Below are 19,998 nucleotides of genomic sequence, written 5' to 3'. Positions count from 1 at the left end.
TCCTTCAGCCGATCTTGCGGCCGGTGTTGATCACGTTGATGCCGTTGAAGCGCGTGGTCGCCGTGCCGTGCGAGACGGCGCTGACCTGGCTCGGCTGCCCCTTGCCGTCGAAGAAGGAGCCGCTCATGCGCCAGTCGCGTTCATCGCAGATGGCCGTGCAGGCATTCCAGAAGTCCTGCGTATTCGACTGGTAGGCCACGTCTTCCAGCATCTGGCCGATCTTGCCGTCGCGGATCTCGAAATACAGCTGGCCGCCGAACTGGAAGTTGTAGCGCTGCTGGTCGATCGAGTACGAGCCGCGGCCGAGGATGTAGATGCCCTTCTTGACGTCCTTGACCATCTCGTCCGGCGTGAGCCGGTTCTTGCCGGCGACGAGCGACACGTTCGGCATGCGCTGGAACTGCACCTTGCTCCAGCTGTCCGCGTACGAGCAGCCATGCGATTCCTGTTCGCCGATGATGTGGGCCTGGTCGCGCGTGGCCTGGTAGTTGACGAGGATGCCGTCCTTGATGATGTCCCAGCGCTTCGCCGGCACGCCTTCGTCGTCGTAGCCGACGGCGCCGAGCGAACCTTGTGTCGTTTTCTCGCCGACGAAGTTGACGATCTTCGAACCGAAGTTGAATTGTCGGGACTCCCATTTATCCAGCGTGCAGAAGCTCGTGCCGGCGTAGTTGGCCTCGTAGCCCAGCACGCGGTCCAGCTCCGTCGGGTGGCCGACGGATTCGTGGATCGTCAGGAACAGGTTTTCCGGCGCCAGCACGAGATCGTACTTGCCCGGGTCGACGGTGCGTGCCGTGAGCTTTTCGCGCGCCTGGCGGCCCGCGTTCCGTGCTTCCTCGACGATGTCGTAGCCACCCTTGTACAACGTGGTCACGCCGCCAGCCGCGCGGATTTTATGTTCGGGCTTCACGTCGAACCATTCGTAGCCCATGCCCACGGGCGGTGCCAGCCCCGCACGCGAACGGAATTTGCCGCTCGCCTTGTCGACGGCCGTCGCGTTGATCGGCGCCCACAACCGGTGGATGTCCTGGTCGATGTACGAGCCGTCCGTCGACGCGAAATACTTTTGCTGGTTCACCTGGAACAGGTTCGCCGTCATGAAGCTGGCGCCGGCCGCGAGGCCCGCCTTGTTCGCGGCGATCAGCATGTCGGCCTTGTCCTTGACGGGCACGGTGCGCCAGTCGCGTTTGATCGGCGTGGCCCAGGATACTTCGCCCACGCCCTTCGCGGGTGCGAGCTGCACGGGTTCCGTCTGCAGCTTCGCGTTCGCCTTCGCGATGGCCACGGCCTGGCGCGCGGCGCCGGCGACGGCGTCCGGGCTCAAGGTATTCGTAGCGGCGAAGCCGTACGCACCGGCCGCGATCACGCGCACGCCGACGCCCGTCGATTCGGTATTCGTCACGCTCTCGACGTTCAGGTCGCGCGTGGTGATGAATTGGTTCAGGTAGCGGCCGATGCGCACGTCGCAGTAGGAGGCGCCGGCTTTCTTCGCCGCGTCCATCGCGGTGTCGGCCAGCGATTTCTTGAAGCTTGAGGCCAGGGGGTTGAGCAGTTCCTCGGCGGCGATCGCATTGCCGAACACGGGGACCAGCAGGGTGCCGGCCGTGCCGGCTCCGATTTTGAGGAAGGTACGGCGTTCCATTATTTCTCCAAGTGCCGCATGCCACGGCACGATTTCATCAACGCTGCCTTAACCCGTCATTCCCGGCACTGCCGAACATGACTTCCCGCGAAAGCGGGAATAGTGCCCCGGCACTATTCCCCCCATACTGCGTTTGCGAATAGGCGGAGTTCACTGCTTCTACACACTCAGCATGACCCCCGCGTGCGCGGGGATGACGTATCAAACGTTGCGGCCGTTCAGACAGCGTCCGACAACGACGTGAAGTTGAAGTCGCGCACCTTCATCGGCGGAATCAGCATCTGGAACGGCACCTCGTCGCCACCGATGACGACCGGCTTGCCGATCTCCTCGATGTTGTTGAGCATCGTGACGGGGCTTTCGTTGAAACGGAAGTTCTTGATCGGGTACTTGATCTTGCCGTTCTCGATGTAGAACGTGCCGTCGCGCGTGAGGCCCGTCAGCAGCACCGACTGCGGGTCGACCATGCGGATGTACCATGTGCGGGTCACGAGCACGCCCTTCTTGGTATTCGCGATCAGCGCCGCCGTCGACTTGTCCGTGCCGGCCATGATGATGTTGCCCGGCGTGGCCGTGGCCTGCACGCCCTTCTTCTTGGCCCAGTACTGCGAGTAGTTCAGCGCGTTGACCTTGCCGTCCTTGATCAGGTCCATGCGCTTGCGCGCGATGAGGTTCTCGGTATCCCACGGCAGCACGGGCACGTCCGGGTTCCACGGGTCGGCCCAGATATTGACCTGCTGGTCGAACAGCTTGTCGCCCAGGCGCGAGGCGCCGCCCTTCTTCGACAGGAAGCTGCGGCCTTCGTCGGTCTGGCGCGCGTCGAAGCCGAACAGCATGTAGCCGAGCAGCTCGGACGTGGCGGCCGGTTCCAGGATCACGGTGTAGCGGCCCGGCTCCAGCGCTTTCGCGTCGACGGAACGCAGCGCCTTTTCGATGGCCACGTCGGCCGCTTCGCGCGCGTCGAATTTGTTCGCGTCCGAGGCCGAGCGCTTGACCCAGCCGGAGCCGCGGCCGTCTTCCGTGCGCACGGTGCAGGTGAAGTCGAGGCTCGTCTGGTCCTGGTGGCCGTACACGCCGTTCGAGTTGGCCACGCTGGAGAAGTTGGTGCCGTCCGTGAAGAAGCCGGCGGCCACGAGCTTGTTCTTCTTGCAGGCTTCGATCGCATAGGCGGCGGTCTGCGCGCGGAATTCCGGATCGATGGCGGCCGTCTTCGCATTGAACGTCTGCGACGCCTTGTAGTCCTGCTTGCCGACGGCCGGCATGAATTCGGGATTTTCCGGCGCCAGGCGCGCCAGGTCCTCGGCGCGGCGCACGACTTTTTCCAGCGACTTGTCGTCGAACTCGTTGATGGTGGCGGTGCCCTGGCGCTTGCCGAAAGCGACCGTCACGGCGATGTTGGTGTCGTCCGCGAGGCCGGCGGTGGAGACCTGGTTGCGCGCGAAGCGGATGTTGCCGTTGCGGCTGCCGCTGACGGTGACGATGCATTCGTCCGCCTTCGAGAAGGACAGGACGCGGTCGCAAATGTGTTTGGTTTGTTCCTGGGTCAGGATGGTCATGGTTTGGGGTCTCCTGCCTTAGCCGATCTTGCGGGCGGTGTTGATGACGTTGATGCCGTTGAAGCGCGTGGTCGACGACCCGTGCGACACGATGCTGATCTGCGGAGGCTGCCCTTTTCCGTCGAAGAAGGAGCCGCCCATGCGCCAGTCGCGCTCATCGCACACCGCCGTGCAGGCATTCCAGAAGTCCTGCGTATTCGACTGGTACGCCACGTCTTCCAGCATCTGGCCGATCTTGCCATCCTTGATCTCGTAGAACAGCTGGCCGCCGAACTGGAAGTTGTAGCGCTGCTGGTCGATCGAGAACGAGCCCTCGCCCACGATGTAGATACCCTTCTTGATGTCCTTGACCATCTCGTCCGGCGTGAGCTTCTTCTTACCGGCCTGCAGCGACACGTTCGGCATGCGCTGGAACTGCACGTTGCTCCAGCTGTCCGCGTACGAGCAGCCGTCCGACTCTTCCTTGCCGATGATGTGGGCCTGGTCGCGCGTGGCCTGGTAGCTGACGAGGATGCCGTCCTTGATGAGGTCCCAGCGCTTCGTCTTGACGCCTTCGTCGTCGTAGCCCACATTGCCCAGCGAGCCTGGCGTCGTCTTGTCGGCGACGATGTTCACGTGGGGCGAGCCGTAGTTGAACTTCTTCGATTCCCATTTATCGAGCGTGGCGAAGCTCGTGCCGGCGTAGTTGGCCTCGTAGCCCAGCACGCGATCGAGCTCGGTCGGATGGCCGACGGATTCGTGGATCGTCAGGTACAGGTGTTCGGGCGACAGCATCAGGTCGTACTTGCCCGGCGTGACCGACTTCGCCGTCAACTTGCGCTTGGCGTCGCGGCCCGCGGCGCGCGCGTCCTCGATGATGTCGTAGGACTTCGTGTACAGCGTGGCGACGCCGCCGGCCGCCTTGATCTTGTGTTCGGGCCTGGCGTCGAGGTATTCATAGCCCATGCCGACGGGCGCCGACAGGCCGTTCCGCGAACGGAACTTGCCGCTGGCCTTGTCGACCGCCGTCGCGGAGAACGGCGCCCACAGGCGCTGGATGTCCTGATCGATGTACGAGCCGTCGGTGGACGCGAAATATTTCTGTTGCTGGACCTGGAACAGCATCGACTGCATGAAGCTGGCGCCGGCGTCCATACCCGCCTTGTTCGCCGCGATCAGCAATTCGGCCTTGTCCTTGATGGGCACCGTGCGCCAGTCCTTGACGATCGGGGTCGCCCACGCCACCTCGCCCACGCCCTTGACGGGTGCGAGACGCACCGGTTCGGACTGCAGCCGCGCGTTCGCCTTCGCGATCGCCACCGCCTGGCGCGCCGCGCCCGCGATGCCGTCCGGCGTCAGGTCGTTGGTGGCGGCGAAGCCGTATGCGCCATTGCACAGCACGCGCACGCCGACGCCGGCCGATTCCGTGTTCGTCACGTTCTCGACGTTCAGGTCGCGGGTGATGATGTACTGGTTGAGGTAGCGGCCGATGCGCACGTCGCAGTAGCTCGCGCCGGCCTTGGTGGCGGCATTCAGCGCGGTATCGGCCAGCGCCTTCTTGGCCGCGACGGGCATCGAGGTCAGCATCTCCTCGGCGGCGATGGCGTTGCCGAACACGGGCACCAGCATGGCGCCGGCGGTGCCGGCTCCGATTTTAAGGAAGGTACGGCGTTCCATGGGGTCTCCTGAAATCACACAACATTTTTTTGACAGCGGCCCGGGTCGCGGGCGGCTCGTTCTTGTTGACTGCTCCGGTGCGAAAGCGAAAACACCTTAGCAGCAAGTTGACGTTTTGAATAGGCAATCTTCATGCCATGGATGAGGCCGCGGATCTGGCGGGGTTGCGGGCATTTCCGGTGTCCGCGACTGTCCGCAGAGTGTCCGCGACGGGGTGGCCGGACACCCTCGTATGTATGCACAACATTACGGGATGGTTACGCGTGAGAATTCGTGCATTTTTACAGTTACGCACCGTGTATATTGCGACGGCAACGCTTGCATGTCACATTTCGCACACCGGAACAGGGAATTCATGAAGATCGTCCGCCTTGCCGCGGCTGCCGCGATCGCGCTGGCCAGCTGCACGCTCCACGCCCAGGATGCCAGCCAGGCCACCGCCCCGCCGACTGCCGCGCCGCCCGTCTCGCCGGCCGTCGAGAACTCCGTGGTCAAGATCTTCAGCACCGTGCGCCGCCCCGACCCGTTCAAGCCCTGGACCAAGGCCACGCCGCAGGACATCACCGGATCGGGCGTCGTCATCGAGGGCAAGCGCATTCTCACCAACGCCCACGTCGTCGGTTACGCGAGCCAGGTGGAGGTGCAGGCCAGCCAGGACGGCGACAAGGTCGGCGCCACCGTCGTCGCGATCGCGCGCGGCATCGACCTGGCCCTGCTGAAACTGGACGACGAATCGTTCTTCGACAAGCACCGTCCGGTCAAGCGCGCGAGCGTGCTGCCGGACGTGCGCGACGCCGTGATGGCCTATGGCTATCCGCTCGGCGGCACGTCGCTGTCCGTCACGAAGGGCATCGTCTCGCGCGTCGAATTCGTCCCTTACGGTTACGGCAGCGCGGGCCTGCGCGTGCAGATCGACGCGGCGATCAACCCCGGCAACAGCGGCGGCCCGGTGATCGACGGCGACAAGATGGTCGGCCTCGCGTTCTCGGGGGCTGCCAACGCCCAGAACATCGGCTACGTGATCCCGAACGAGGAAGTGGAACTGTTCCTGCGCGACGTGGCCGACGGCCGCTACGACGGCAAGCCGCTGCTGCTGGACGATATCCAGACGCTGGAAAATCCGGTCCTGCGTCAATACCTCAAGCTCGACAAATCGGTCGACGGCGTCGTCGTGCACCGTCCCTACCGCAGCGATGCCGCGTATCCGCTGAAGGAATGGGACGTCATCACGCGCATCGGCGACTATCCAATCGACGACCAGGGCATGGTGAAACTGGGGCCGAACCTGCGCGTGCGTTTCCAGTACCGCGTGCAGCAGGTCGCGAAGGACGGCAAGGTGCCGCTGACCATCGTGCGCGCCGGCAAGACCATGCAGGTGCAGGTGCCCGTGGGCGGTCCGCGCCCCCTCTTGATCCCGCCGCTGGACGGCGCCTACCCGTCGTACTTCGTGTACGGCCCGATCGTGTTCTCGCGCGCCACAGCCGAATACCTGTCGTTCATCACCGCCAACGCGCAACTGCAGAATGCGTACGGCTTCAACGCCAGCCCGCTCGTGACGCGCCGCGGCGACGAGCCGGACGCGCAGCATGAGGAACTCGTCGTCGTCAGCTCGCCGTTCTTCCCGCATAAGCTCGTCGCCGGCTACAGCAACCGTTTCGGCTCGGTCGTCGAATCCGTCAACGGCGTACCGGTGCGCAGCCTGCGCCACCTGGTGACCCTGCTGCGCGACCTGAAGGACGATCTCGTCGTGCTGCGCTTCGACCAGCGCCTGGGCGAGACGATGGTCCTGCCGCGCAAGGCGATGGTCGACGCGACCGAGGCCGTCCTGCAGGACAACGGCATCCGCTCGCAGGGCTCGCCCGACATGATGGACGTCTGGAACGGCAAGAAGACCTGATGGGCCAGGCGATTTCTTTACACCGCGCATTCGGCGCGGCGGTGATGGCCGCCTGCGTGCCGGTCCTGTGCGCCGGCGCGAGTGCGTCCGCCCTGCCCACGCCGGCCCAGCTGGCGGCGCTCGCCTTTCCCGGCTGGAGCGACAGCGCGGCCGGACGCGTGCACAGCGCGACGCTGCCGCCCCTTCCCGGCACCGCGCACGGCATCTACGCCGGCTGGAACACGGGCAAGAACCGGGTACTCGTCGAACCGAAACTCGTGCTGCGTACGGATGCCTCGCACCTGACCCTCATCGCGGGCCTGGTACCTGCCGCCGACGACGGCCATTCCATCGCCGTCCACGCGACGCCGATGGCGCTGGCGGCCTACCAGTTCGAGCAGCGCGGCGGTACCTGGGGCGTGAGCGGACGCCAGGGCATCTTCGCGCTGCGCGGTTTTTCCGGCGCCGCCGCCGTGCGCGAAGTCGCGCTGGCCGCGCGGCGTTCGGCCGTGGCCGTCGAATACGGCAGCTGCTGGCAGGGCTATTGCGGCACCTGGCTGGCCGTGTACGAAGCGGGCCGCGACATGGTCAGGCGCGAACCGGCCGTGGAGCTGGCGCTGTCCGGCATCAACGTCGACAGCGCGGCCGATTGCCAGCGCCGCCTGGCGCCGCTCGTCAAGCCGCACGCGCAGGACCCGGGCGCGCGCGACGACGGCGGCGCGTCCGATACGCACGACTGCTATGCGATCGAGGGCAGCTGGACGATCGACGCGACGCACGACCAGCCGGGCGACCTGACCGTCCACTACCAGGGCGCGATCAGCCGCGCCGAGTCGTATGCGGGGCCGCCGGCGGCGATCGACCAGCGCCAGGTGCTCCGTTACGGCAATGGTAAATACCGGGCGATTTCTGGGTTTTCGCCGGTGCCGGCGATTTGAATGATCCCGTCATCCCCGCGAAAGCGGGGATCCATACTGAGTATCCGAACCAGCGCATTTATAACGCTTCAAGGTATGGGGTTCTGTGACTCAGCATGGGTTCCCGCTTTCGCGGGAACGACGATTACGGGGCTGCCTTCACCGGCGTGAAATTCAGATCCTGGAAGTCGTAGCTGAAATCCGTCTCGGTGGAGATGGGCTGCATCTTCATGCGCTCGATGCTGCCGTCCGGATTCAGCGCGAACGTGACGTACGCATCCGCATTGAAGTTGCGCTCCTTCCAGCGCACGATGAACGTGTCGTGCTGGTAGTGTTCCAGTTCTCCCGTCAGGTCCGGCGTGCGCGACAGCGTCAGCACCTGCCTGCCGCCCACGTGCCGGATGGTCGCGATGCCGTACCACGGGTCCTGGTAATCGCCGTCGTACGCCGTGCGCGCGAGCGACGGCTGCGACTTCGCCGCGCGCGCCGCGCTGGCCTTGCCGAGGCGCGCCAGCTCCTTCGCATGGTTCTCGTCCTCGACGGCTTTTACGATGCCGATCCAGTCGGTGCCGGAGGCCGGGTTCAGCATGCGGTCGAGCAGCTGGTACTGCAGCGCGTTCAGCGAGCCGCCGCTTTCCGCATTGGTGAGAATCGCAATGCCGACCTTCGCTTCCGGCACCAGCACCACCTTCGAATAAAAGCCCTGCAGCGCACCGCTGTGCATCGCGATCAGCCGGCCCTGCCAGTCGCGCAGCTGGAAGCCCAGGCCGTAGGCCAGGAAGTTCGGGCGCGTGGCAGCCAGCCTGGGATCGGGTTCGCTGATGCGCATCGGCGTCTGCGCCGTCCACATCTCGCGCGCCTGCTTCGCGCTGAACAGGCGGACTTCCTTCCCGTTCGCGTCCGTGCCCACGCGGCCGCCGGCCAGCAGCACGTTCATCCAGCGCGCGATGTCCTCGGCATTCGTATTGATGCCGACGGCGCCCACGGCGTTCGGCACCGGCATCGCCTTCACGGCCGCGATCTTGTCGCCGATCTTGCTGTGCGCGTTCGCCACGTCCGGATTGCCCGCGTTCTCCGCCAGGCTCGTCGTCGTCGACGCCATGCCCACGGGTTGCAGGATGCGTTCGCGGATCGTCTCGCCCCACGTCTTGCCCGACTTGGCCGCGATGATCTTGCCGGCCACGATGTACAGCAGGTTGTCGTACGCATAACTGCTGCGGAAGCTCGTGGCGGGCCGGACGTAGCGCAGATTGTGGATGATTTCGTCGGTCGAGAAAGTCGTCGTCGGCCACCACAGCAGATCCCCGGCGCCGAGTCCCAGGCCGCTGCGGTGCGTGAGCAGGTCGCGCACCGTCATCTCGTGCGTGACGTACGCGTCGTACATCTGGAAGTCCGGCAGGTGCTTCGTGACCGGATCGTCCCATGCGAGCTTGCCTTCGTCGACGAGCATCGCCAGCGCGGCCGCCGTGAAGGCCTTCGAGTTCGACGCGACCTCGAACAGCGTCTTGCCGTCGACCTTGTCCGGCTCCCCCAGCTTGCGCACGCCGAAGCCCTGGCTTGCCACCACCTTGCCGTCCTGGACGACGGCGATCGCGATGCCGGGCACGTCGAACAGCTTCATGGTGCGTTCGACGTCGTCGGCCAGCCGGGCACGCAGGGACGCGGCGGCGTCCTGCGTGACGGTGGAGGCGATGGGGGCGGTGGCGGGCGCCTGCGCCAGTGCGGCGCCGGAAAAAGCGAGCAGGATCGCTGCTGCGATGCGGGTCATGGATTGCACTCTTGGGTTCCTCGAATGGTACGGCGCCGGGTGGCGGGAGCGCGGAGCAGGATAGCATTTCCGCGGCGGCGCCGGCAGCCGGCCACGGACTCTAAGGCTGTTGCGCGACCCACACCGGCGCCGACCACAAGATCCTGCCGTCGTCCTGGGTCACCTTCGCATAATAAAAATGCGCGCCGGGCGAAGGCAACGTCGTGACGTCGGCCTTGTCGGACAGCTGGCTCACGTCGCCGTTGCGTCCCGGGACGCCTTCGACGAGCGCGACCGTCGCGGCCTGCCGGCCGGCCGCGCCGGCGTACGCCACCTGCAGATGCAGCGGTCCCGTATTGTCGAAACGCTCGCCCATCAGGTGGCCGTTCGCGGTGAAGACGACCTGCGCATCCTTGTCCATCGTGGCAAACACGCGGCGCGCGCGCACGGCCTCGAGGAAGCTGGCGCGCGACAACGGCACGCCGTTCGGAATCAGGACGGCGCTGCGGTTGCTGTACGAGGCGCCCCAGTTGGCGCAGTGGTTGTCCTGGTTGCTGCTGAACGCGACGTGGTAGCCCGCTTCCAGCAGCTTGTTGCAGGCCTGTTCGAAGTTGCTGCGCCGCGTCTCGCCCTCGGTCTCGCTGTTGGAGAACGCGGAGCTGTTGACCACTTCGCACAAGGCCATGACGGCGTCGCCGTCCGCCGTGTACGCGAGCGAGGTGCCGTTCACGACGAACTGGCCGGCCAGTGCCGGATGGTTGAACTGGCCCGTCAGGCCGCGCTGGCGCATCAGGGCATACAGCGCGGCGTAGTCGCTCTTGGCCGTCTCCGTGTCCGCAATCAGCTCGCCTTTCGCGTTTTTCTCCCAGCCGAGCAGCTCGTCGCTGTCGAAGATGTTCAGGTGGCCGCCGTTGCCGATCACGCCCCATTCCATGCCGTACAAGGCCAGGAAGCCGGGATTCGCGGCCGTGTAATCGCGCGCCGTGTTCAGGCCGGCCTGGTACATGGCCTTGGCTTTCACAGGATCGGCGTCCGGATTGGTGCCGTCCGAGCCGTCGTACATATGGTTGTGCTCCGAGACCATCAGCATGTCCAGGCCGTGCCTGCGGGCATACGGATAGGCGGCGTCCGGACCGTAGGGCGCCGACTGCGGGTCCTGCGCGCCATGGCAGGTGTCGACGGGGCCGCCGCCGTCGCTGTCGTGCGTCTGGCTGTGCAGGTTGCCGTAATAGACGGTGTACGGCAGCGCGCCCGGCGCCGGCACGGCCAGCATGTGCGTGTGGCCCGTCGCCAGTGGAGAAAAGGCCGGCAGCGCCGGTGCCGGGCGCGCGCCCACGGCGATGTCCCAGGTCTGGTCGGCGGTCTCGCTGCCGGCGGCGGCATGCAGGCGCACGTGATAGATGCCGGGCGCGGGGCGGCGGCCGGCGAGAACGCCCGACCAGTGCACGACGACGTCGGCCGGATTACCGGTCAGCTCCAGTCGCCCCTGCCACTGCGCGACGCGGCGGCCGGTTGGGGCGACCAGGTCCAGGCGCCACGTCACGGGGCGGCGTCCGCGCGGGCCGGGGTACTCGAACGACAGCCTGAATGTGCGCGCGTCGCGGACTTCGCCACGATAAGGCGCGAGCAACGTCGCATCGAACTCGCGGTGTTCGAGCGTGGCGGCCTTGCCGGCGCAGGGGTTGAACACGCCGGCCGCGGCCAGCACCAGGGACAGGGAGGGGATTGAGGTTTTCATGATGCAATTTTTGCAATTGCATGCATGTCGACCTTGATCCAAGGCTCATAAAATTATCAAACAGATATTAACTTATTGACAAATTTTAAGGTCGCATCCTTTCGAACGCCGTCCCGTCCGAATGCGACGCGGCGGCGGTCGCGTCGTGGCGGCAGGCCACGTGCAGGTCCACCTCGTGCGTCCGGCCGTCGTCCGCCAGCAGGATCGTGCTGCCCTGCTGCGCCACCCCGTCCACGCACAGCAGCGGCTCGTCGGCGCGGCGCACGGCGATCGTGTACTGGCTGCCGCGGTAGCGGTAGTGCAGGCGGAAGCCCTCCCAGCCCGCGGGCAGGCGCGGCGTGAGCGTCAGCGTGTCGCCCGCGCGCGTCACGCCGAGCAGGGATTCGACGATCAGGCGGTACATCCAGCCCGCCGACCCCGTGTACCAGCTCCAGCCGCCGCGCCCCACGTGCGGTGCGGCCGCGTACACGTCGGCGGTCATCACGTAGGGTTCGGATCGATAGATGCCGCAGTCATCGAAGGTGCGCGCGTGATGGATCGGGTTGATCATGCGCGCCAGTTCCCAGGCCCGCTCCATGTCGCCCAACTGCGCGAACGCCATCGCCGACCAGATCGCGGCATGCGTGTACTGGCCGCCGTTTTCGCGCACGCCCGGCACGTAGCCGCGGATATAGCCCGGGTCCAGCCGGCCCTGGTCGAACGGCGGATCGAGCAGCTGGACCAGCCCCGTGTCGCGGCGCACGAGATGCGCGTCGACCGAGTCCATCGCGATGCGCGCCCGCCCGCGATCGGCCGCGCCGGACAGCACGGCCCAGCTCTGCGCGATCGAATCGATGCGGCACTCGTCGTTCTCGCGCGAGCCGAGCGGGGTGCCGTCGTCGAAATACGCGCGCCGGTACCACTCGCCATCCCAGGCGTTGTCCTCGATGTTGTGCGCCAGGACCTGGGCCGCGCTGCGGCACGTCGTGCAGAAGCCATAGTCGCCGCGGCGGTCGGCCAGGTCCGCGAAGCGGCACAGTATGTCGTACAGGAAGAACCCGAGCCACACGCTTTCGCCGCGGCCGTCGCTGCCGACGCGGTCCATGCCGTCGTTCCAGTCGCACGTGCCGATCAGCGGCAGGCCGTGCGGGCCGAACACGAGGGCGCGGCGCAGCGCGCGCACGCAGTGCTCGTAGATGCTGGCCTGTTCGCTCGATCGCATGGGCACGTCGTACCACGAATCCTCGTCCTGCCTGAGCGCGCGGCCTTCGATGAACGGCGCGACCTCGTCCAGCAGCGACTCGTCGCCCGTCACGCCGACGTAGCGGTGCACGGCCAGCGGCAGCCACAGATAATCGTCCGAGCAGCGCGTGCGCACGCCGCGTCCCGTCGGCGGATGCCACCAATGCTGCACGTCGCCTTCGACGAACTGGTGGCCCGCGAACAGCAGGATGTGGTCGCGCAGCAGTTCGGGACGCGCGTGCACGGTGGCCATCGCATCCTGCAGCTGGTCGCGGAAGCCGTAGGCGCCGCCCGACTGGTAATAGCCGCTGCGCGCCCACATGCGGCAGGCGATCGTCTGGTACATCAGCCAGCCGTTGGCCAGCAGATCGAATTCCGGCTCCGGGGTCTCGATGCGCACGGCCCCCAGCGTGTCGTCCCAGAAATCGCGCACGCGGGCCAGGTCGGCGGCGGCCGTCACTGCGCCGCTGTGGCGCTGGACCATGCCGGAGGCGTCCAGGTTGCGCCGGCCGCCGACGCCCAGCATGAACACGAGCTCCTGCTCGTCGCTCGGCTGCAGGTCGACGGCGGCCTGCAGCGCCGCGCACGGGTCGAGCGCCGCACCGCTGCGGCCCGACAAGGTCGTGCGTCCGAGCGCGGCCGGATTTGCCAGGCTGCCGTCGCGGCCGATGAATTCCGCGCGGTCGCACGTGAACGCCACGTGCTCGGCGTCGAGGTGGAAGAACGCGACGCGCCCGGAGAAATCGGCGTTGTAGGCGTTGCGGGCGAACAGCGCGCCACTGACGGGGTCCTGCTCGGTCACCACGTGCAGCGCGGATTTCGCGCGCAAGTCGCCGAGCACCCATTCCACGTAGCCGGTCACGGACAGGCGGCGCGGGACGGCGCTGTCGTTGCGCAGCTTGACCACGACATACTTCAGCGGCGCGTCCAGCGCCACGTACGTCAGCAGCTCGCTGCGGATGCCGTGCGCCGCGTGCTCGAACACGCTATAGCCGAAGCCGTGGCGCGTGACGTAGTCGCCGCCCGACGGTGCCGGCAGCGCCGTCGGCGACCAGAACACGCCGGTCTGCTCGTCGCGTACATAAAAGACTTCGCCGCCGCGGTCGGCCACCGGATCGTTGTCCCACGGCGTCAGGCGGAATTCGTGGGCATTCTGATTCCAGCTGTAGGCCTGGCCGCTTTCCGACACGACAGTGCCGAACATCGGACTCGCGAGCACGTTGGCCCACGGCGCCGGCGTCGGCCGGCCAGGTCCCGTGCGGATGAGGTATTCGCGGCCGTCCGCGCTGAAACCGCCGATGCCGTTGTCCAGCACCAGCGCGGGAACGTCCAGCTTTGCTGCCGCGTGCTGCTGCGCGGGCGCCGCCGGCACGAACGCCGGCGGCAGCTCGACCTTGCGCGCGGCCGCGCGGCGCAGCTGTTCGGCCAGGCCGCCGTGTTCGTCGGACAGGATCACGCGCGCCACGGCCTGCATCAGCACGCGGTCCTCGTTCGGGATCTGGTCGGCCAGGCGCACGAACACGCCGCCCGGCCGGTCGATCGAGTGCGCGTCGAGACCGGACGCGATGAGGCTCATGATCTGGTCGTGCAGCGCCTGGCGGTAGCCGCCCGTCTTCGACTCGCCGTCCTCGCACCAGATCACGAGATCGACGACGAGTCCTTTCAGGCGCCACCACGCGTGGGCCTGGATCAGCTGGCGCGCCAGTTCGATGTTGGCGGCGTCGCGCAGGCGCAGCAGCACGATGGGGTAGTCGCCCGAGATCGCATAGGCCCACAGCCCGGACTGGCCGCGCTGGTTGCGCGCGATGACGGCGGGGTCGGCACGCAGCGCGGCCTGGGGGTGGAGCACGCTGCCGGCGAGGCGCGCATACAGCTGGGCGTCCGCCTCGCTCGCGTTCAGTTGGCGCAGCACGACCTGGCCATGCGTCCACGCCAGTTCGGACACGCGGTCGGCCAGGTGGCGGTCCTGGTATTTGTCGATCAGGCGCAGCGCTTGCTCGCGCGTGTCGGCCGCGCCCAGCACGATGTCGACGCTCGCTTCCTGGTGCGGCGCCAAGGTCAGCACGCGGCGGATCGCCACCGCCGGATCGAGCACCGGGCCGGCCGTCCCGGCGAGCGGCTCACGCGCCGCCAGCGCGGCGGGACGCGCATTGCCGCGGCCGCGGCCGATGAACCGCGCGCGGCTCGTCTCGAATTCGGGTGCCGGCGCAGCGGCGTGCCCGCCGTGTACCGTCATCAGGTTCAGCAGCCACGGCACGGCTTCTTCCTTGTGGCGCGGCCGGCGCGTGCACAGGATCGCGCCGCGCTCGGCCAGGATCTCCGTCTGCACGAACAGTTTCGAGAACGCCGGATGCGCGGCATCGGCGGCGGCGGGCGCCAATACCACCTCCGCATAACTCGTCAGCTCGATCGTGCGTGTGGTTCCCGTCTTGTTGGCGATACGCAGGCGGCGCAGTTCGATGTCGTCCTCGGGCGAGACGACGATCTCCGTGTGCAGCTCGATGCCGTGGTCGCGCCGGCGGAATTCCGCGCGGCCTTCGGAGAACACGGCCTCGTAGTGCTCGGGCTGCGCCAGGGTCGGCTGCCACGTGTTCGACCACACCGCGCCGCTGTCCAGGTCGCGCACGTAACAGAAGTGGCCGCGGTCGTCGACGGTCGGATCCTCGCGCCAGCGCGTGACGGCCAGGTCGCGCCAGACGCTGTAGCCGGCGCCGCCCGCCGTCACCATCACGTGATAACGGCCGTTGGACAGCAGCTGCACGTCCTGCGGCGCCCCGTGCGGCGCGTCGACGGTGCGCGTCGTCGTGCCGGTTGCGGGCGCGGGGAGGCGCAGCTCCTCGGCCTCCGCGCGCGCGGACGCGTGGGCACGGGCGTGCGGCACGCGCTCCTGCAACAGCAGCAAGGCGGCCCGGAATCGCGGGTCGCTTTCGAAGCGGCGCTGCATGGGACGGTCGTGCAGCAGATACGACAGCGCGAGGAACCCCATGCCCTGGTGATGCACCATGAACGAGCGCACGATCGCGCAGGCCTGGCCATGCGGCAGGCGCGCCGGCGTGTAGTCGACCGCCTCGTAAAAGCCGTAGCGGCCCGTGAAGCCCTGCTTCGCCATGCGTTCCAGGTTGGCGCACGCGCGTTCCGGTTCGACCATCAGCGCCATCATCGTGGCGTACGGCGCGACGACGAGGTCTTCGCCGAGCCCGCGTTTCGCGCCCGTGCCGGGTACGCCGAACGCGCGGTACTGGTAATTCATCGCCGCGTCCACCGTGTTGTAGCCGGACTCTGAGATGCCCCACGGGACGTTGCGCCGGCGGCCGTAGTCGGCCTGGGCACGGACGATGCTTCGGTATGTCTGGTCCAGCAGCGTGTCGCGGTAGGTGGGCATCACGAGCAGCGGCATCAGGTATTCGAACATCGAGCCGCTCCACGACAGCAGCAGCTGCTGGCCGTGCACGAGGCACAGCTGGCGGCCCAGCGCGAACCAGTGCTCCTGCGGGAACTGCCCCTGCGCGATGCCGACGAAACTGGCCAGGCGCGCTTCGGATGCGAGCAGGTCGTAGCTGCCGGCATCCAGCCGGCGCTCGCCGACGTGGTAGCCGATCGCCAGCAGGTTCGTGTCCTGGTTGTACAGGAAGCGGAAATCCATGGCGGCGTACGCCCGCGCATCGCGGGCCAGTTGTTCGATCTCCTGCAAGCGCGCCCGCGCGTTGACGCTGCCTTCCGCCACCAGGCGGGCGAGCAGCAGCTGGCGCGTGCGTTCTTCCGGTTCCAGGTCGTCGCCGGGCGCCTTCATGCCGAAGCCGGCCAGTTCGCGCAAGGTCGGGATGCGCGTGAGACTGGAATCGATCACGTATTCCTGCACGACGCGCATCCACGGCGCCGTCAGGAACAGCTCGGCCTGCGCGGCCGCCGCCCGCGCCGCCAGCTTGCCGGCCCAGTTGCGCAACAGCGGATCGGCATCCTCCGGCACGACGGTGCGCAGCGCCTCGGCCTGGCGCACCAGCGCCTGCAGGCAGTCGGCGAGACCCGGCAGCGTGCCCGCGTTGCGGCAGCGTTCGGGCGTCAGCTGGTGGCGCAGTGCGGCGATCGCCTCGCGCACGGCGGGTATCGTCGGTGGTGCATATTCCTCGACGACGTCGAGCGTGTCGCGGATGCCGTCCAGCGCGCGGCTCGACGCGATGGGCTCGTCGGCCAGCCGTTCGAGGGCGGCGGCGAGCGTGAGCAGGTGGCCGGCCAGGTTGCCGCTGTCGACGGCCGACACATACTGCGGCGGCAGCGGCGCCAGCGTCTGCGTGTCGTACCAGTTGTAGAAATGGCCGCGGTGGCGTTCCAGCCGGCCCATCGTGCCCAGCGTCGCGCGCGTGCGCGCCAGCAGTTCGCCCGTGGCCGCATAGCCGAAGTCCCATGCCGTGACGTTGGCCAGCAGCGCCAGTCCCATGTTCGTCGGCGACGTGCGGTGTGCAATGACGGGCGCGGGATGTTCCTGCAGATTGTCGGGCGGCAGCCAGTTCTCTTCCGCGGTGACGTGATCCTCGAAGAACGCCCAGGTGCGGCGCGCGAGCACCCGCAGGAAGCGGTGCTGGCTGCCCGAGAGGTGAGGCGCGCGGCGCGCCGCCGGCAGGCTCACCCACCACGCCACGACCGGCGACAGGAACCACAGCAACAGCAGCGGCGCGGCGGCGAACAGCGCGAACGGATTCGTAAAGCTGAGCAGGACGGCGGCGCCGACCGCGAACGCGGGCGCGAACCACATGTTCTGCCAGTTCGACTCCATGTCCGTGCTGGAGCGCGACAGGCTCGACGCGCGCCATTCGAGCCTGCGCCGCTTCGACACGAGCATGCGCCACGCGCTGCGCACGATCGCGTCCAGGCCGTAGCTGGCCTCGTGCGGCAGGAAGGCCGTGTTCAGCAGCGCATGACCCAGGCCGATGCGCGCGCCCTGCGCCCAGTTCACCAGATGCTGGCCCAGCGGGATGTCGTGCGGCTTGTCGGCGAGGGCGACGAGCGCGCCCAGCGCGAACGGCAAAAAGAACACGGCCAGCACGGCCGCGCCCCAGAACGCGGGCGCCGGCAGCAGCGTCCAGCACAGCAGTACCGCCACGGTCAACGCCGGCGCGACGAGGCTGCGGCGCAGATTGTCGAACAGCTTCCAGCGCGCCAGCGGCGGCAGCGGATTGGGCTCCCGGCGGCCGTCCGCCAGCGGCACGCGCGACCGCAGCCAGCCGACAAGCTGCCAGTCGCCGCGGATCCAGCGGTGGCGGCGGCTGACGTCGTCGCTGTAGCGCGCCGGGCAAGGTTCGACGAGGTGCGCATCGCTGAGCAGGCCGGAACGCACGTAGCAGCCTTCCAGCAGGTCGTGCGACAGTACGCGATCAGGAGGGAAGCGCCCGCGCAGCACGCGCTCGAATGCTTCCAGGTCGTAGATGCCCTTGCCGGTAAAAGAGCCTTCGCCGAACAGGTCCTGGTAGACGTTGGACACCGTGCGCGTGTATGGATCGATGCCCGGCTCGCCGCTGCACAGGCGCTCGTAACGCGACGCGTCCTCCAGCGGCAGCGCCGCCGTCACGCGCGGCTGCAACAGGCCATAGCCTTCCACCACGCGCCGCCCGTCGGCCGAGAACACCGGGTGGTTGAGCGGATGCGCCATCGCGGCGACGAAGGCGCGCGCCGCGTCGCGGGGCAGCTGCGTGTCGGCGTCCAACGTGATCACGTAGCGGATCTCGTCCAGGCCGGCGAGCGGACCCTCGATGGCGGCGAACGGCGCGCGCTCGCCGCGCAGCAGGAAGGCGTTCAGGTCTTCCAGCTTGCCGCGCTTGCGCTCGCGGCCGATCCAGGCGCCCTCGCCTTTGCTCCACACACGCTGGCGGTGCAGCAGCAGGAAGGGCTGGTCGCCGTACTTCGCGTTCAGCACGGCGATGGCGGCGCGCGCCTGTTCGATCAGTTCGGCATCGCCGTACACTTCCTGCCGCGGCGCGTCGACCAGGTCGGTCAGGAGGCAGAAGCGCACATGCGGATCGCGGTTGGCCAGGTAACGCACTTCGAGCCCGTCGACGAGTGCCGCCACGTTGTCGCGGCTGTACAGCAGCGCCGGGACCACGACGATGGCGCGCGCGTCGGGCGGGATGCCGGCACTGAAATCCATGCGCGGCAGCGGCGCCGGCGCGACGAGCCGCGTGGCCATCAGGTTGACGAGGGCCAGCGCCAGCTGGCTCGCACCGAGCACGCCCAGCACGCCGATGGCGACGAGCAGGCCGTGGCCGGCGCCGTCCCGTGCCGCGTGGACGGTGACTGCCGCCGCGAACAGCGCCGTGAACACGCCGATGCCGCCCAGATAGGCCAGCAGCGGCCGCGCACGGCCCGCGCGGCGCAGCGTGGCGGCTACGCCGGGCCGCATGTTCAGCCGTGCCTCCAGGCGCGCCAGCCCTTTGCCGGCCAGGTAGTAGCCGACGTGGCGCAGGCGCGCATCCAGGCCGCCGTCGCCCACGGTGCGCGGTTCGGCCGCCAGCGCGAGCGCTTCCGTCGCGACCTCGATCTCGCTGCGGCCGCTGGTGCGCGCGAGGCGTTCGACGACGTGGCGGTAATGGTCGCGCGTGGCGAAATCCATCTTGCCGTAGACGCCGGCGGGATCGCCGCGCAGGGCCTGCTCGACGGCGCTCATCGTCTCGACGAATTCGCGCCAGTCCGTGCTGCCGAGCAGGCGCAGGCTGCCGATGGTGTTGGCGACCGAGACCTGGTCCGTGGCTTGCTGCTTGACGTCGGCCTGCACGGCCTGGTCGATCGTGCGGCCTTCGTCGGCGAGGCGCGTCGCGATCCATTGCAAGGCCTGCGTGAGCGGCCCGCCGCGGCCCTGCAGCCGGCGCGTGAGTTCGGCGACGAAGCCGGAACCCATCGGCTGCACTTCGCGCGCCATGTCGGCCACGACGAGGATCAGGTCACCCGGACGCTCGTCGGCCTTGACCGTCATGCGGTCGGCCCAGCGGTTCGCCTGTTCGCGCTGGCGCCGGCTGTCCGCCTGGCGCGCGGCGATGCGGCGCAGGTTTTCGATCAGCGCGAGGCGCAGCATGATCGGGATCGCCCACAGCTCGCCCAGCGCCAGCGCCGCGCCTTCCTGGTACGCGGCGACGAAGCGCGCCAGGCTTTCCGGCTCGAGGCGACCGTCGCCATGCGCGATCACTTCCAGGGCCAGCTGGTACGCGCGCGGGTGGCCGCACGCATCCGGATCCGCCAGGCAGGGCAGCTCGCGGCTGTAAGCGCCGGGCAGGTGGCTGCGCGCCAGGCGGATCTGCTCCTCGATCAGGTAGTAGTTATCGAGCAGCCATTCGGCCGCCGGCGCCAGGCGCACGCCCGACTTGGCGGCCACGGTGAGGCCGGCACAGGCGTCGGCGATGACGGCGGCGTTGTCGGCCAAGCGCGCCAGCAGACGGTCGCTGCCCGGCTGGGTGCTCAGTTGATGGCGCGCGGCGAGGCGGCGGCCATGCACGGCCATCTGGGCGGCGGAAAACAGTTCGGCGCGCAGCGGGGCGTCGTCGGCGGCGAGGCCGCGGGCTGCGGGCGGGAGCGCTTTTTCTTCGTTCAACAGAAACCTCATGGTGGCGTGCGCAACCGGCCGTTGGCTGACGCGGAACGCGACCATTCGGGTGAGAGCGAA

The 19,998-nt window shown here is 68.0% G+C and carries 8 protein-coding genes; 2 read left to right on the top strand and 6 right to left on the bottom strand.

Translation table 11 applies throughout. From position 1 onward, the window contains the following. Positions 1-4: 4 nt before the first annotated feature. The 3 genes from BVG12_RS21645 to BVG12_RS21635 form a co-directional block, all read right to left on the bottom strand. Positions 5-1,642, bottom strand: coding sequence for a TldD/PmbA family protein (locus BVG12_RS21645; RefSeq protein WP_075794210.1), 1,638 nt, complete (start codon positions 1,640-1,642; stop codon positions 5-7). Positions 1,643-1,860: 218 nt separating this feature from the next. Next, entirely contained in the window at positions 1,861-3,198 is a 1,338-nt protein-coding gene (locus BVG12_RS21640) for a TldD/PmbA family protein (RefSeq protein WP_075794209.1), read from the bottom strand. A gap of 18 nt (positions 3,199-3,216) precedes the next feature. Continuing rightward, positions 3,217-4,854: a TldD/PmbA family protein gene (locus BVG12_RS21635; protein WP_075794208.1), complete on the bottom strand. Its 1,638-nt coding sequence runs from the start codon at positions 4,852-4,854 to the stop codon at positions 3,217-3,219. A 355-nt stretch (positions 4,855-5,209) separates the two neighbouring features. On the opposite strand from BVG12_RS21635, the gene BVG12_RS21630 reads away from it, so the two are divergent. Together BVG12_RS21630 and BVG12_RS21625 are read left to right on the top strand one after the other, a co-directional pair. Next, positions 5,210-6,751, top strand: coding sequence for a S1C family serine protease (locus BVG12_RS21630; protein WP_075794207.1), 1,542 nt, complete (start codon positions 5,210-5,212; stop codon positions 6,749-6,751). Then, the gene (locus tag BVG12_RS21625) at positions 6,751-7,668 is read left to right on the top strand and encodes a hypothetical protein (RefSeq protein WP_075794206.1); all 918 of its coding nucleotides are present in this window, start codon (positions 6,751-6,753) and stop codon (positions 7,666-7,668) included. The genes BVG12_RS21630 and BVG12_RS21625 overlap by 1 nt, the downstream gene beginning before the upstream one ends. A 124-nt stretch (positions 7,669-7,792) precedes the next feature. Here the strand turns inward: BVG12_RS21625 and BVG12_RS21620 are convergent, their stop codons facing one another. The 3 genes from BVG12_RS21620 to BVG12_RS21610 all read right to left on the bottom strand — a co-directional run bounded on the left by BVG12_RS21620 (position 7,793) and on the right by BVG12_RS21610 (position 19,926). Continuing rightward, on the bottom strand, positions 7,793-9,415 hold the full coding sequence (locus tag BVG12_RS21620; protein WP_075794205.1) for a serine hydrolase: 1,623 nt from the start codon (positions 9,413-9,415) through the stop codon (positions 7,793-7,795). 100 nt (positions 9,416-9,515) lie between these two features. Then, the gene (locus tag BVG12_RS21615; protein ID WP_075794204.1) at positions 9,516-11,132 is read right to left on the bottom strand and encodes a CehA/McbA family metallohydrolase; all 1,617 of its coding nucleotides are present in this window, start codon (positions 11,130-11,132) and stop codon (positions 9,516-9,518) included. 85 nt (positions 11,133-11,217) lie between these two features. After that, entirely contained in the window at positions 11,218-19,926 is an 8,709-nt protein-coding gene (locus tag BVG12_RS21610) for a glycoside hydrolase family 94 protein (RefSeq protein ID WP_229503678.1), read from the bottom strand. Positions 19,927-19,998 lie beyond the last annotated feature (72 nt).

Source organism: Massilia putida (assembly GCF_001941825.1).
Taxonomy (GTDB): domain Bacteria; phylum Pseudomonadota; class Gammaproteobacteria; order Burkholderiales; family Burkholderiaceae_D; genus Telluria; species Telluria putida.
Note: the sequence above shows the minus strand (reverse complement) of the source record. Positions and strands in the feature narration are given on the sequence as shown.